The sequence below is a fragment of the Robertkochia sediminum genome (assembly GCF_016786255.1).
In the GTDB taxonomy this organism is placed as follows: Bacteria; Bacteroidota; Bacteroidia; order Flavobacteriales; family Flavobacteriaceae; genus Robertkochia; species Robertkochia sediminum.
Genome location: NZ_JADMKT010000078.1, coordinates 239268 through 253374 on the forward strand (window position 1 = coordinate 239268; position 14107 = coordinate 253374).

Here is a 14107-nt window from a genome sequence, read left to right on the forward strand (position 1 = left end):
GGCTTTTTCATTTATGTTAATTCACCAAATAAATTAGTTTCCTTTTTTATGATCTGCAAGGAATTGAGCAAGACCGATATCGGTAAGTGGGTGCTTCAACAACCCGGTGATAGCCGATAATGGTCCGGTCATAACATCGGCACCAATGCGGGCACATTCAATAACATGCATGGTGTGTCTTACCGAAGCTGCAAGGATCTCTGTCTGGAAACCGTAGTTGTCATAAATGGTTCTGATATCCTGGATAAGACTTAATCCGTCGGTAGAAATATCATCCAAACGACCAATAAAAGGCGATACATAGGTAGCTCCTGCTTTAGCTGCAAGCAAGGCCTGCCCTGAAGAGAATACCAGCGTACAGTTGGTTCTGATCCCTTTGTCAGAGAAATACTTGATCGCTTTGACACCATCTTTGATCATAGGTACCTTAACCACGATCTGATCGTGAAGTTCAGCGAGCTCCTCACCTTCTTTGATGATACCTTCATAATCGGTGGCGATCACCTCTGCAGAAACATCACCTTCTACCAGGTTACAAATATCAACATAGTGCTTAAGAATGTTGTTTCTTCCGGTAATGCCCTCTTTGGCCATTAACGACGGATTGGTAGTTACACCATCCAGAACTCCCAACGCTTCTGCCTCTTCGATCTGAGCAAGGTTAGCAGTATCGATAAAAAATTTCATACTTGATTGTAATACGGGTTATCATTATAAATTTCGTTGCCCGGAACCATGCCAATGATCCGCAAAGGCAGCGCAAAGTTATAATTTATAATGATTTCGAAGTAATTTATTAAATACTTTATCCGGAAGTAATTCCTTCAGTCTTACAGAAAACACCTCCATAAAGCCCCCTACCTTGTAGTGTCTTTTTCTGCGACCACTTTCGATGATGGCTGCCACTTTTTCACCAACACGCGAAGGATCTGAAGCACTATCCATCTGGGAATTGATCACATCCATAACACGGGCGTAGCTCTTTGCGTAATCAGAATCGCTATCTATTGGTGCGTGGTAACGGCCCTGGGCTATGTTGGTGTTAAAATCACCGGGAGCCAGATCACAAACATCGACCCCCATCTCGGCCAGTTCCATTTGCATGCTTTCAGAGGCGAGACTTAACGCCCCCTTAACCGCACTATAAACACCTCTGTAAGGCAATCCCATATAGCCGGCGATCGAAGTTATATTAATGATGAGTCCGCTTCCCTCCTTTCTCATATATGGCAATACGGCTTTCATCATATTTACAGGTCCGAAGAAATTGGTATCGAAAACCTTACGCATCTCTGCTTCAGGCACCTCTTCCATAGGCCCGGTGACCCCTACTCCTGCATTATTAATAAGCACATCGATACGCCCCTCGGTATCTACAATATGCTTACACACAGAAACGGCATTATCGGCATTGTTCACATCGAGCTTCAATAAAGGAAAAGGCTGTTGTCCTGTTAAACGATCGGGATTTCTACTGGTACCATAAACGGTATATCCCTTAGCAGATAGATGGGTTCCAATAGCTTCACCTATACCTGAAGATCCTCCTGTAATTAGAACAACTTTGGACATTTTAGAATGGCTCTGAAAATTAATTGCCGGGAAAGTTAAAACAAAAAAAAACGGCAAGCTACCTACATCGCACCGCTACGACCGTATACCCTTGCTGCGTTCCCGCCCTGGGGGATTCTACAGGAGCTGGTCGTGTAGGACTTGCCGGGTGCAAATATACAAACTCTTCGAGCTTACACAATAATTTTACCATGTAAATTTTATTAAATACCTTGCTTTCAAAATCAGCATTTCCCATGTTCACATATAAGGTTATCGTCTTCAGTTTGTTATCTGTTTTCGCCCTGAGTTGCGGCGGAGAGCAGCAAGATGTAAAAAAACTATTCCGACTGGAAGTTCAGGCTCCCGATAAGAAGATCAACCACGGTGAACGTGTTAAAATAGCCCTGACCAACCGGAAAGACATCACGGTTGATTCGGTTCATTACTTCCTGAATGATACCAGGGTATTCCCGGAAAACAATGAGATGCTCATGGCCCCGAAGAAACTAGGGGAACAGGTATTCAAAGCGACCATCTTTACTGAAGGAGAAACGATGGAGATCACAACCAACCCGGTTGTCCTGGCATCAAAGGCTCCTACGATCTACACCTATGAGATCATTAACACCTTTCCGCACGATATGGAAGCCTTTACACAGGGACTGGAATTTCACAACAACGAACTGTTTGAAAGCACAGGTCGGAAAGGCTTTTCGAGCCTGCGAAAGGTCGATCTGGAGACCGGAGAGATCAAACAGATTGTTCCCCTAAATTCAGCCTATTTCGGTGAAGGGATCACGATCATGAACAATAAGGTCTACCAACTTACCTGGAAAGCAGGAAAAGGCTTTACCTACGACCTTGAGACCTTTGAGCTCATGGGAGAGTTCCCTTATACCGCCAGTAAAGAAGGCTGGGGACTCACCAATAACGGGGAGGTGATCTACATGAGCGATGGTACCGATAAGATATGGATCCTGGATCCGAACACCATGAAGGAAAAAGATCACTTGCAGATCGTTACCAACAGTTCTGTTTTTAATAAGGCTAACGAACTGGAATATGTAGACGGTAAGATCTACGCCAATGTATGGCTTAAGGACAGCGCTATGATCATTGATGCCGAAACCGGAGCCATTACCGGCGTGATCGATTTCAGAGGCCTGAAAGACCAGGTAAAAAAGCACGATCAGCTGGATGTGCTTAACGGGATCGCATATCACCCGGAACGCAAGACCTTTTTTGTGACCGGTAAGAATTGGGACACCCTATTTGAAGTTAAGATCATAGAAAAGTCCTGATGAAAACCCACCAATACACTATAATGGTAAGCGCAGATGATATTGACGCCTTGCATCATGTGAACAATGTTCGCTATGTGCAATGGGTACAGGATGCTGCAGAAGCGCATTGGAAGTCACTGGCCACCGATACGATGAAGAAGCAATACCTTTGGGTGGTCCTCAGTCACCATATCGAGTACAAAGGGCAGGCCTTTCTCGGTGACAAGGTATTGGTCAAGACCTTTGTTAGCCGGTCTAAAGGTGTGACTTCTACCAGGGTGGTGGAAATGTACCACGAAGAAAAAGGGCATTTGCTGGTAAAGGCCGAAACCAACTGGTGCCTCCTCGATGCGCAGAGCAAACGACCAACGCGCATGAACGACGAGCTAATTAGTTTATTCGAATAAGGCACCTCTTAAAGATCGTAAACGCAAAACGTAACACACTACCGCTATTATGCTAAAGAACCTGTTGGCCATATGCTCTCTCCTCACCGTTGTCCTGCTGGGCTCCTGCCGCGAAGATCTGGAGTATCGGCCTTCGGCAGATACCTTGCGCTTTTCCAGAGATACGGTGTTTCTCGACACGGTTTTTAACGGACTCAGCTCATCGACCTATAACCTCAAGGTATACAATACCGGAAACGATGATATTAGCATTCCTGAAGTATTCCTGGAATTGCGCAACAACAGCAACTTCCGGTTAAATGTGAACGGAGAGCCCGGCAAGGAGTTTAGCCATGTCGAAATTCCCGCCAAAGACAGCATCTACATTTTTATTGAGAGCACCGTAGCCCTCAACGCTCCTGCCACCGGTTCCTTCCTGGCTACCGATGCTATTATTTTTACAGATGGCAACTCCAGGGAAGAAGTAGCATTGGTCACCCTGATCCAGGATGCAGTATTTCTTTACCCGGCACGGAATAACGGCGTGGTAGAAACCATCGCTATAGGGATAGACGAGGACGGCAATGAATTGCGAACAGAAGGGTTTGAACTTCAGGACGACCAACTCAACTTTACCTCACAACTCCCCTACGTGATCTACGGATATGCGGCAGTACCCTCGGGAAAGACCCTGGAGATAGAAGCAGGCACGAGAGTGCATTTTCATGAAGCCTCGGGCATCCTGGTAAAGGATGGTGGCAGCCTACAGGTAAATGGTGCCCCCAGCACTGATATGGAAATCATGGAAAACGAAGTGATCTTTGAAGGCGACCGCCTGGAGCCCGAATTCAGCGATATCCCCGGTCAATGGGGAACCATCTGGATGGCAGAAGGCAGTATCAATAACCGCATAGACCACCTAACCATTAAAAATGCTACGATCGGCATTATTACCGAAGGCAATGCCGAAGCCACTCCTTCCAAACTCAACATGACCAATTCCAGGGTACTCAACAGTGCCAACATTAATATATTTGCCAGGAACACCTCCCTGGACCTGACCAACTGTATTGCCGGAAGCGCCGGACAACCCAGTGTGTATCTCACTCGTGGCGGCCGTTACAAATTCGAGCATTGCACGATCGCCAATTATTGGAACACCGGGTTACGAAGTTTCCCGGCCTTACTCATCGATAACTTTGAGTTTACCAATAATGAGAGCATTATAGCCTATCCCCTCACCGCTGCGGTGTTTAACAATTGTATTATAACAGGAAATGCATCGGTCGAATTTCTATTAAACAGGAGCCCCGAAGCCGAATTCAATTTTAACTTCAACCATTCCTTGCTGCAATTCAATACGACCAGCAGTGAGCTTGTTAATAACCCACTTTACGATCTTGATGATCCTGCTTTATACAGCAATAACATCATCAATGGAAATCCGGGGTTTGTCAACCCTGCCGACAACGATTACAGCCTGTTAGCAGAATCGGATGCCATTGATCTGGGCGACCCGCTGTTATTACCGTCAGTGCCCACCGATATCCTGGGTGACCCGAGAGGTTCGATTCCGGATGCCGGAGCATATGAATACAAGGAGAATTGATCAGGAGCGATTTTTTGCCACGATATATTTACTGAGGTATCTCGCTGCCATATTGCGCTGATCCATGAGCATTTGGCCCGTAAAATTGTTTCTGCGATGAAATTCGATATCTAACAACAGTGCATTGATCCGGGCATCTAATTTCTTTTCAAAAGACGCCCTTTGAAATCTTGCATCAATGATGCGAAACCCTCGTTCTGCTGCCTGATCCCAAGCCACTTCATCATGATACAAATCGGCTACGGCTTCGACAAATCCGGAATCGGGAGCAACAACACTCCCTCCCCACTCCAGGGCACCGGCAATGCCTTCGGCCCCAATAGCCGTGGTCACTGAAGGCAGTCCATTCTCAAATCCGCGAATTAGCTTGCCTTTAATACCCGCTCCAAAACGCAAGGGAGCAAGGAGTATTCTTGAATTTCGCATAACCACATCTACCTCGGGTGCACGGCCATGAAAACAGATCCCTTTGGGTGTCACTCCTCTTTCCTTATAGTGCTTTGGCATATATGCCCCATAGATATGCAATTTAACACCAGGGAGTTTCTTGCTGATCTCAGGCCAGAGATCGTTCTCCAGGACCCTGACCGCATCGGCATTAGGCTCATGCAGAAAATTACCAATGAACATAACGTCAGAACGCTCGTGAAACCCGGGGAGATCATTGCGGGTATCAAGTGACTTATCCTCAGCAAATACCGGATGGTACACCAATAAACCTGAAGGCACATGAAACAATTCGGTCAATACTTCCATTTCCATTTCAGAAACCACCAATGACAAGTCGCAGCGATAGATGGCTGCCACCTCCCTTTTGGCGAGATCGTCTGCGAGCAGGTCTTCGACTTTAAAGGGCAGTCCTTTCTTAACCGTAAACTTTCGGTGTTTTCGTAAAAAGTGCAGGTCTTCGGTATCGAGTATACGAAGTGCAGAAGGGCAATGTTCGGCGACCCTCCAGGCAAATTGCTCCTCCATCATATAGCGGTCAAAAAGCACTGCATCGGGAGCAAGTGATGCGATAAAATCATTAAACCCATCGTCATTTATCCTTATATCGTGAACTGTTACTCCCATTTTCCTTAGGTCATAAGCATGTTCTGTATGTTGGGCGGGGGTGCCAAAATGAACTTCCCATTCCCGTTCACGAAAAAAACGGATAAGCTGAAGCATACGCACCCCGGCAGCCGAAGCTGTTGGTTCGGGCCAGACATAGCCGATAACGAAGATCTTTTTCATTCTTTTAAAAATACATATAAAAAAACCCCGAAGAAAACTCCGGGGTCTGTATGGTGATGCAAAAGTAATTAGCTTTTAAACAATGGTCTGTGTCCCATTAATTCGTTCACCTTAACCTTGATACTTGCAAGCTTAGCCTCATCTTCATGATTCATGAGCACTTCATTGATAAGCCCTGCAACGGTCTCCATATCACTTTCCACCAATCCTCTGGTCGTGATGGCTGCCGTTCCAATTCTGATACCACTGGTAACAAAAGGACTCTTATCGTCGAATGGCACCATATTCTTATTGACAGTGATCTCGGCTTTACCAAGTGCTTCTTCTGCGATCTTTCCGTTGAGATCCTTATTTCTCAGGTCGATAAGCATCATGTGGTTATCGGTTCCTCCTGAAATAATGTGATAGCCCATATCTACAAATGCCTTAGCCATGGCTGCAGCATTTTTCTTCACCTGAACAATATAGTGGAGGTACTCATCGGTGAGCGCTTCTCCGAAAGCGATCGCCTTAGCTCCGATAACATGCTCAAGCGGCCCACCCTGATTACCGGGGAATACAGCACTGTCAAAAAGCGAAGACATCTTTCTAAGCGATCCGTTCTTGAGTTTTAATCCGAAAGGATTATCAAAATCTTCTCCCATCATGATGAGTCCCCCACGTGGTCCTCTCAGGGTCTTATGAGTTGTTGTGGTCACCACATGACAGTGTGGGATCGGGTCGCTAAGCACCCCTTTGGCAATAAGTCCGGATGGGTGCGATATATCTGCCAGTAAAAGTGCACCAACACTATCGGCGATCTCTCTAAAACGAGCAAAATCGATATCACGGCTGTAGGCCGATGCTCCTGCAATGATCATTTGAGGCTTTTCGCGCTCTGCGATCTCTGCGATCTTATCGTAGTTTAACAACCCGGTTTCCTTTTCAACACCGTAGAATACAGGATTGTAAAGTTTTCCCGAAAAGTTCACAGGCGAACCGTGGGTAAGGTGACCTCCGTGAGAAAGGTCGAAACCGAGTATCTTATCTCCCGGTTTTAAGCAGGCAGCGAATACCGCTGTATTGGCCTGAGATCCACTGTGCGGTTGTACGTTAGCCCATGCCGCACCAAAAAGCTCTTTAGCCCTTTCGATGGCAATGGTCTCTACCTTATCAACAACTTCACACCCCCCGTAATATCTTTTTCCCGGGTACCCTTCGGCGTATTTGTTTGTTAGAACAGAACCCTGAGCTTCCATTACCTGGTCGCTTACAAAGTTCTCTGAAGCGATAAGTTCCAATCCATTTAACTGCCTTTGTTTTTCGGCCTGGATAAGTTCAAAAATTTGCTCGTCTCTTTGCATTGTAGAATTTTTCGTTAAGGAAAGGTCAAAAGTAATAAATACATTCGGTTAATAAGTAGAATTTAATACCTTTAAATGCTAATTTTTGAACACAAAACCAACAACGAAAATATGCCCATTTTAGCAAATGACCCGAACAGAAGATCGTGGATCGAAGTACAAAAGAATTCAGACTTCCCGATACAGAATATTCCATTCGGGGTATTTCTCACCCGCGATGATGTGATCACCATAGGAACCCGGATCGGTGACAAGGCCATAGATCTTGGGGCACTTCACCAACTGGGATATTTTAAAGACATCCCACTCACAGACGACATCTTTTTACAAGACACGCTCAATGATTTTATCAGCGATGGTAAGAAGACCTGGAGGCTGGTAAGAAACCGTATCGCAGAGATCTTCGACAAAAACAATCCTCAGTTAAGAGATCATGCCGAACACCGCAAGGCAGTACTTTTCGATCTTGAGGAGATCGAAATGCAACTTCCTGTTCTGATCGGAGATTACACCGATTTTTACAGCAGTAAAGAACACGCCACCAATGTGGGTAGCATGTTCCGAGACCCGGACAATGCCTTACTCCCCAATTGGCTCCACATCCCGGTAGGATATCACGGGAGAAGTTCTACGATCATACCAAGCGGCCACGCCATTCACCGTCCGGTAGGTCAAACCCTTCCGGCAGGTAGTGAAACTCCGGTTTTCGGTCCTTCCAAGCTGGTTGATTTTGAATTGGAGATGGCTTTCATTACAACGGATGCTAACCATATGGGTGAATCTATACCGGTTACAGAAGCCGAAGATTACATCTTTGGGATGGTCTTATTTAACGACTGGAGTGCCAGAGACATCCAAAAATGGGAATACGTGCCACTCGGACCATTCCTGGCCAAGAACTTCGCATCTTCCATCTCGCCATGGATCGTCACCTTAGACGCCCTGGAGCCATATCGCACCAAGGGGCCTGAGCAATCACCGCAACCTCTCCCATACCTTCAATACGAAGGGCCCGGAAGTTTTGATATCAACCTTCAGGTAGACCTGTCTCCCGAAGGAGGCGAGGCGAAGACCATTACCCGCAGTAACTTTAAGTATATGTACTGGACCATGGCCCAGCAGCTCGCTCATCATACGGTGAACGGATGTAAGGTAAATAGTGGCGACATGATGGGAAGCGGAACCATTTCCGGCCCTACCCCAGACAGCTATGGATCGATGCTGGAGCTCACCTGGAAAGGAGAAAATCCGATCACCCTGGCCGATGGCAGTGAACGAAAGTTTATTCAAGACGGAGATACGGTCACCATGAAAGGGTATTGCGACAATGGAACCACCCGAATTGGTTTCGGACAAGTTCGTACGAAACTTCTACCACCTTTTAGTAAGGAAAAGAAAAAGTAAGCAGAAGAAAAACGTGAAAAACACAACCCTCAATTGGCTACAATTGGGGGTTTTTCTTATTTTTAGCCTCAAATTCCAAATCTACGAACCCCTATGAAACGTGCTATACTACTACTTGCACTGGTTCTGACTGCATCGTGCAGCAGCGTAAAGAAAACACAGGTTGCCCTCAATTCTGGAAATTATGAGAGTGCCATCAATATCGCGATCGACAAACTGCGAGACAACAAGACCAAAAGGTCCAACCAGCCTTATATCGTCATGCTGGAACAAGCTTTTGCAAAAGCAGCAGATCGCGATCTTCAACGTATTAAATTTCTAAGAGCAGGAAGTAACAGAGCTCAATTGGAAGAGATCTATGAAACCTATCGAAACCTTATGAAGCGACAGGAAAATATACGTCCACTCCTTCCTCTTTACCTGGAAGAGGAAAGCAGACGAGCCAACTTTGCCTTTAAAGATTACACCAATGTGGTAATAAAAACGCGTAATGAGCTTTCTCAGTTCCTTTACGACAATGCGAAAGCGTTATTGTATGAAGGGGCCGATAAGTTCGCCTTTCGCAAAGCCTATGACGACCTCGACTATCTGAACAAGATCAATCCCGGGTACAAGGATACCGATGTACTCATGCGAGAAGCACACGACAGAGGTGTAGACTATGTAAGGGTGGTTATGAACAACCAAAGTGACAAGGTGATCCCGGAAAGACTGGAGAAAGACCTGCTCAATTTTAATACGTACGGCCTTAATGACCTTTGGACCGTTTACCACAACGAGCCAATGGAAGATTTTCGCTACGATTACGAAATGGAGCTGTCTTTACAACAGATCAATTATACCCCGGAACAGATAAGCGAGAAGATCATTATTCGCGAGAAGAAGGTTCAGGACGGTTTTAAATATGTGCTCGACGCTAATGGTAACGTTAAAAAGGACAGCCTTGGAAACGATATCAAAGAAAAGAAATTCGTAACCGTGACTTCTAAGTTTCAGCGTTACACCCAGTTCAAGGCAGTTAATGTGGTAGGACAAGTCGCTTTTAAAGATCTGGCCTCTACCCAGGTTATGAACACCTACCCTGTCGTTAGTGAGTTCGTATTCCGCCATCTCTATGCCCAGCATGATGGTGACCGAAGAGCACTTGAAACTGCCGATCTGGAATTATTACAGGCAAAATTAGTGCCTTTCCCAACCAATGAAGAAATGATCTTTAGCGCAGGCGAAGACATCAAGAACCGAGTGAAGAATATTGTGCAGCAGCAAAAGCTCAACAGGGTATCCATACGGTAACCCGATGAGCATATTCCCTGATAAATGCCCCGACAGTTCTTGCTGATCGGGGCATTTTTTATGTCGGGGCCCGGAGCTCATTGTAAGAAAATCGCTAAATAATTGTAAATTAGAAGGATCATAAAATCCATCCTCATGATACGCTCTATCACCTTTTTCATTGCCCTGATCCTGTTGATTTCCTGTAAGACGCCATCGCCAACAACTACGGCAAACGACCGGAACTACAATTATGATATTGACGAAAAACTAAAGGAATTGCAAATTGATCTTCCTGAACCCTCGGCTCCGGTAGCCAATTATGTCAATGCCACCCGTGCAGGGAATCTGGTATTCCTGGCAGGAAAGGGTCCGAAAAAAGCAGATGGAAGTTATATTTCCGGTAAGGTTCCTACTGAAGTAAGCACCGAACAAGCCTATGAAGCAGCAAGACTTACCGCTATTCAACTATTAGGAGCACTTAAGGCCGAGATCGGCGATCTAAACAAAGTAGTACAGGTGGTAGAGGTGTTTGGAATGGTGAACGCCACACCGGATTACACCGATCACCCAAAGGTCATTAACGGATGCTCTGACCTGTTGGTTGATGTTTTCGGCGATCGCGGAAAACACGCACGTGCGGCTGTTGGTATGGGCTCATTACCGTCTAATATTAGCTGTGAAATTCGAATGACCGTTCTGGTTCAGGATTAATTCAAGATTCCCCGTGATGATGAAAACCACAGACCCGCCGGTTCAGGTTACCGAAGTTTTTGATCAACCCCTCTCAAGGGTGTGGCAAGCGATCACCTCACATAAGCAAATGATTGAATGGTACTTTGAACAACTTCCCGATTTCATGACAGAAAAAGGGTTTACTACAACATTCGCAGTGTGCTCAGGGACACAGACCTTTACGCATATATGGGAGGTTTTGGAGGTGATCACAGAAAAACGGATCAGTTATTCATGGAAATACAAAGAATATCCCGGCGCCTCTGTACTCACCATGGAAATTAGCCCTGCAAAACAAGGCACCCAACTTACCGTTACCCATCGCACCACTTCCGACTTCCCTTATGAAGTACCCGAATTTAAGCGGGAAAGTTGCCGGGAAGGATGGAAGTACTTTATAAGCGAAAGACTTAAGGCCTACCTCAAATAACCCCTGGGCATATTGCCATACCCTGTCAAATTAACTATATTCGTTTAACAAACACTATAACAATATGTTGCGTTATTTGCTCATACTATTTCTCGTGCTCCAGACGGGAATTCACGATACTATGGCTCAACGATCATTTCCTGAAAAATGTATTGGTAATTGGGAGGGTACCTTATTTATTTACAACCAGGGACAACTGAGAGACAGTGTTGCAGTAAACCTGGAAGTTAGTCCCACCCCCGACCCCGTTACCTTTCAATGGAAAACGACCTATAGATCGGAGAATCACCCCATGGTCAAGGATTACACCATGGTGATCGATACCTCTGCAGCCAACACCTACATTATGAAGGAGGAAGAAAATGTAGAATTATTCATGTACAGCTTCGACAACAAGCTTTACAGTCTTTTCGAAACAGAAAGCACCATGCTGAGCAGTACCTACGAGATTCAAAAAGACACCTTGTTTTTTGAAGTGAATTCGGCAACCACACAGGCTACAGGGCCTGTGGTGACCAGCTTTAATATAGGATACCTGCAAAAAGTTAAGTTTGTAAGAGAGTCAAATTAATATGAGAATAGCGCTTTGTATTATAGTCATGTACCTTTTGCCCTTCGCGATCGAAGCCCAGGAACCAGCTCAGCAGCCTGTATTTGAAGTGGCAGCAGGCACGATTATCCATTACAATGAGTTTCCTTCATTACATGTTCCCGCTCGTAATATTGAGGTCTGGTTACCGCCCGGTTACAACCCGGAAAGACGCTACCCCGTGCTCTATATGCATGACGGACAAATGCTATTCGATGCCCAAAAAACATGGAATAAGCAGGAATGGGGTGTAGACGAGGTCATCAGTTCAATGATCGCCGATGAAAGCATCCCTCCGGTGATCGTAGTCGGTATCTGGAATATTTCTGAGAACAGACATTCAGAATACTTCCCTCAAAAGCCATTCGAATCTCTGGATCCCGAAGCTCAGGATTCTCTTGTAAATAAGGTGAGACGCAATGAACAGACAGACCTATTCATCAAAACGCCTTATTCTGATCAATATCTGCAATTTATTACGAAAGAGCTAAAACCATTCATCGACAAGACCTATCCCACTTTGTCACAAAGGGAACACACCTTTATTGCCGGATCCAGTATGGGCGGACTTATTTCTATGTACGCCATTTGCGAATACCCTGAAACCTTTGGCGGCGCCGCATGCCTGTCTACACATTGGCCGGGGGTGTTTCAGCTGGATAATAACCCCATCCCCCAAGCATTCCTCGATTACCTGAAAATCCAACTACCGGACCCGGAAACACATAAGCTCTATTTTGATCACGGTACGGCTACCCTGGACGCCCTCTATGGCGACATACAAGTAAAAGTCAATGCGATCATTACAGCCGGCGGATATAACGACCAAAATTTTAAGACCCTTGTTTTTCCCGGTGAAGACCATAGCGAAAATGCCTGGAATAAAAGGTTGGGACAACCTCTGATGTTCCTGCTTCGTTAAGTGATCTTCCCGGTTTAACTATCCCCTCCCTTACTCCTCTAAACACCTCACTCATGTCTTGCCAGGAACATTCCCTAAGGTTATTTGTCAAAAATTCTTATAATTTTATAAGTTAATTCTTGCAATTTCTACCTATATTTAATAGAGCTTTTTAAGCTTAAAAGCCGTCCCTCCCCCTGACCTTGGTAATTTTCAAAATCAGAAAGCCAGGTGCCTGTATCTTCAAAAACGTCAAGATCTAAAGAAAAGTCTGCAAAGGGTAGCCTCTCAGCTCCCCCACACAAACGGCATACTTTTGTGAGTTTCTCTGAGCAAAAGGAGCCTTCAGAAAATTTCCTGAGCGACAGCGCTTTAGAAGCCATTAAACTCCGACTTCGTAAAAAGCATCGCAGGGAAACCACCAAACTTCTGGTGGTTTATGGTATTTTGATCCTTATCTTTATCTGGTATGTGCTAAGCTATCAGGTATTCTCCTAAACACGAGAGGGATCAACCTGTTCAAGACTCCTCTCGCACTACTCTTCTAAAGAGACACCCACAGCAACTATCCCCGCACTTCCGTATTATTTTTTTATTATATTGGGCCTTGCTCTAAAGAACCCTGATACCTTATTGGCATGTATAGAGAAAAATGACAGGACAGGACCATCGGCTTACATCGGTTGCGAACACCCTTTCAGGAGAACCTTTCAGAGCCTGCTAAAAAAACACCACAATCATGGAACCTACGAACTTGCAAAATCACTGGGAAAACGTATATACCAAACAAGCAGACCTTTCTGTTGCCAGCTGGTACCAGAAAACTCCTGAGATCGTAATAGATTGGATCGCTTCTAAGATAGACGATCCTTCTGCTGCGATCATTGATGTTGGAGGTGGCGACAGTACCTTTGCAGACACGCTCTTAAAAAACGACTATGAGAACATCACTGTGCTTGACATCTCCTGTAAAGCACTAGAAAAGGCGCGTTTACGCCTTGGTAAGGACGCGCTTAAGCTCAAATGGATATGCGCAGATGCATCGGCCTTTGAACCTACCCGGAAATACCACCTTTGGCACGATCGGGCAGCCTTTCATTTTTTAAACAGTAAAGCACAAAAACAGGGATATAAGCGTGCCCTGACCCAAGCTGTAGCTCCCGGCGGGTGGGTTATTCTGGCTACATTTTCTAAAAATGGCCCTTTAAAGTGTTCGGGGTTGGAGATCACCCAATATTCCGAGGAGGAACTATCGGCTTTACTGGGAGATGAATTCACCCTGGAAGCCGTAAGATTCCACGATCATACGACCCCCGGTGGTGGTAAGCAAAACTTTATATACACCCTTTTCAGGAGGAAGTAAAA

At 45.4% G+C, this 14107-nt stretch carries 15 protein-coding genes and 1 other RNA gene; 11 read left to right on the plus strand and 5 right to left on the minus strand.

Annotation, left to right across the window (positions count from 1 at the left end; all coding sequences use genetic code 11):
• Window positions 1-33 precede the first annotated feature (33 nt).
• The 3 genes from fsa to ffs all read right to left on the minus strand — a co-directional run bounded on the left by fsa (window position 34) and on the right by ffs (window position 1719).
• Complete coding sequence (gene fsa, locus IS446_RS12380) at window positions 34-687, minus strand: fructose-6-phosphate aldolase (protein WP_203061063.1); 654 nt, start codon at window positions 685-687, stop codon at window positions 34-36.
• A 78-nt stretch (window positions 688-765) separates the two neighbouring features.
• Window positions 766-1572: an SDR family oxidoreductase gene (locus IS446_RS12385; RefSeq protein ID WP_203061064.1), complete on the minus strand. Its 807-nt coding sequence runs from the start codon at window positions 1570-1572 to the stop codon at window positions 766-768.
• 48 nt (window positions 1573-1620) lie between these two features.
• Window positions 1621-1719: signal recognition particle sRNA small type (ffs, locus tag IS446_RS12390), an RNA gene on the minus strand.
• Window positions 1720-1808: 89 nt separating this feature from the next.
• Between ffs and IS446_RS12395 the strand changes: the two genes are divergently transcribed.
• Genes IS446_RS12395 through IS446_RS12405 form a run of 3 tightly spaced genes read left to right on the plus strand, consistent with a single transcriptional unit; the run spans window position 1809 to window position 4832 of the window.
• Entirely contained in the window at window positions 1809-2855 is a 1047-nt protein-coding gene (locus IS446_RS12395; protein WP_203061065.1) for a glutaminyl-peptide cyclotransferase, read from the plus strand.
• Window positions 2855-3244 carry an acyl-CoA thioesterase gene (locus IS446_RS12400; protein ID WP_203061066.1) on the plus strand — a complete coding sequence of 130 codons (390 nt, stop codon included), beginning with the start codon at window positions 2855-2857 and terminating at the stop codon, window positions 3242-3244. The genes IS446_RS12395 and IS446_RS12400 overlap by 1 nt, the downstream gene beginning before the upstream one ends.
• Window positions 3245-3293: 49 nt before the next feature.
• Complete coding sequence (locus IS446_RS12405; protein ID WP_203061067.1) at window positions 3294-4832, plus strand: right-handed parallel beta-helix repeat-containing protein; 1539 nt, start codon at window positions 3294-3296, stop codon at window positions 4830-4832.
• On the opposite strand, the gene IS446_RS12410 is transcribed toward IS446_RS12405, so the two are convergent.
• Window positions 4833-6068, minus strand: a complete 1236-nt coding sequence (locus tag IS446_RS12410) for a glycosyltransferase family 4 protein (RefSeq protein ID WP_203061068.1) — start codon at window positions 6066-6068, stop codon at window positions 4833-4835.
• Window positions 6069-6136: 68 nt separating this feature from the next.
• The gene (gene glyA, locus IS446_RS12415) at window positions 6137-7411 is read right to left on the minus strand and encodes a serine hydroxymethyltransferase (protein WP_203061069.1); all 1275 of its coding nucleotides are present in this window, start codon (window positions 7409-7411) and stop codon (window positions 6137-6139) included.
• Window positions 7412-7522: 111 nt separating this feature from the next.
• On the opposite strand from glyA, the gene fahA reads away from it, so the two are divergent.
• The 8 genes from fahA (at window position 7523) to IS446_RS12455 (ending at window position 14105) form a co-directional block, all read left to right on the plus strand.
• The gene (gene fahA / locus IS446_RS12420; protein WP_203061070.1) at window positions 7523-8815 is read left to right on the plus strand and encodes a fumarylacetoacetase; all 1293 of its coding nucleotides are present in this window, start codon (window positions 7523-7525) and stop codon (window positions 8813-8815) included.
• 93 nt (window positions 8816-8908) lie between these two features.
• Window positions 8909-10108 (plus strand): hypothetical protein, encoded by a 1200-nt coding sequence (locus IS446_RS12425; protein ID WP_203061071.1) that lies wholly within the window; start codon window positions 8909-8911, stop codon window positions 10106-10108.
• A 135-nt stretch (window positions 10109-10243) separates the two neighbouring features.
• On the plus strand, window positions 10244-10801 hold the full coding sequence (locus IS446_RS12430) for a RidA family protein (protein WP_203061072.1): 558 nt from the start codon (window positions 10244-10246) through the stop codon (window positions 10799-10801).
• Window positions 10802-10817: 16 nt separating this feature from the next.
• Window positions 10818-11252 (plus strand): SRPBCC family protein, encoded by a 435-nt coding sequence (locus tag IS446_RS12435; RefSeq protein WP_203061073.1) that lies wholly within the window; start codon window positions 10818-10820, stop codon window positions 11250-11252.
• Between the two features lie 64 nt (window positions 11253-11316).
• Complete coding sequence (locus IS446_RS12440) at window positions 11317-11823, plus strand: hypothetical protein (RefSeq protein ID WP_203061074.1); 507 nt, start codon at window positions 11317-11319, stop codon at window positions 11821-11823.
• A 1-nt stretch (window position 11824) separates the two neighbouring features.
• Window positions 11825-12763 (plus strand): alpha/beta hydrolase, encoded by a 939-nt coding sequence (locus tag IS446_RS12445; protein ID WP_235996489.1) that lies wholly within the window; start codon window positions 11825-11827, stop codon window positions 12761-12763.
• Between the two features lie 210 nt (window positions 12764-12973).
• Window positions 12974-13240, plus strand: a complete 267-nt coding sequence (locus IS446_RS12450) for a hypothetical protein (protein ID WP_203061075.1) — start codon at window positions 12974-12976, stop codon at window positions 13238-13240.
• A gap of 241 nt (window positions 13241-13481) precedes the next feature.
• Entirely contained in the window at window positions 13482-14105 is a 624-nt protein-coding gene (locus tag IS446_RS12455; protein WP_203061076.1) for a class I SAM-dependent methyltransferase, read from the plus strand.
• The last annotated feature ends 2 nt before the right edge of the window (window positions 14106-14107 follow it).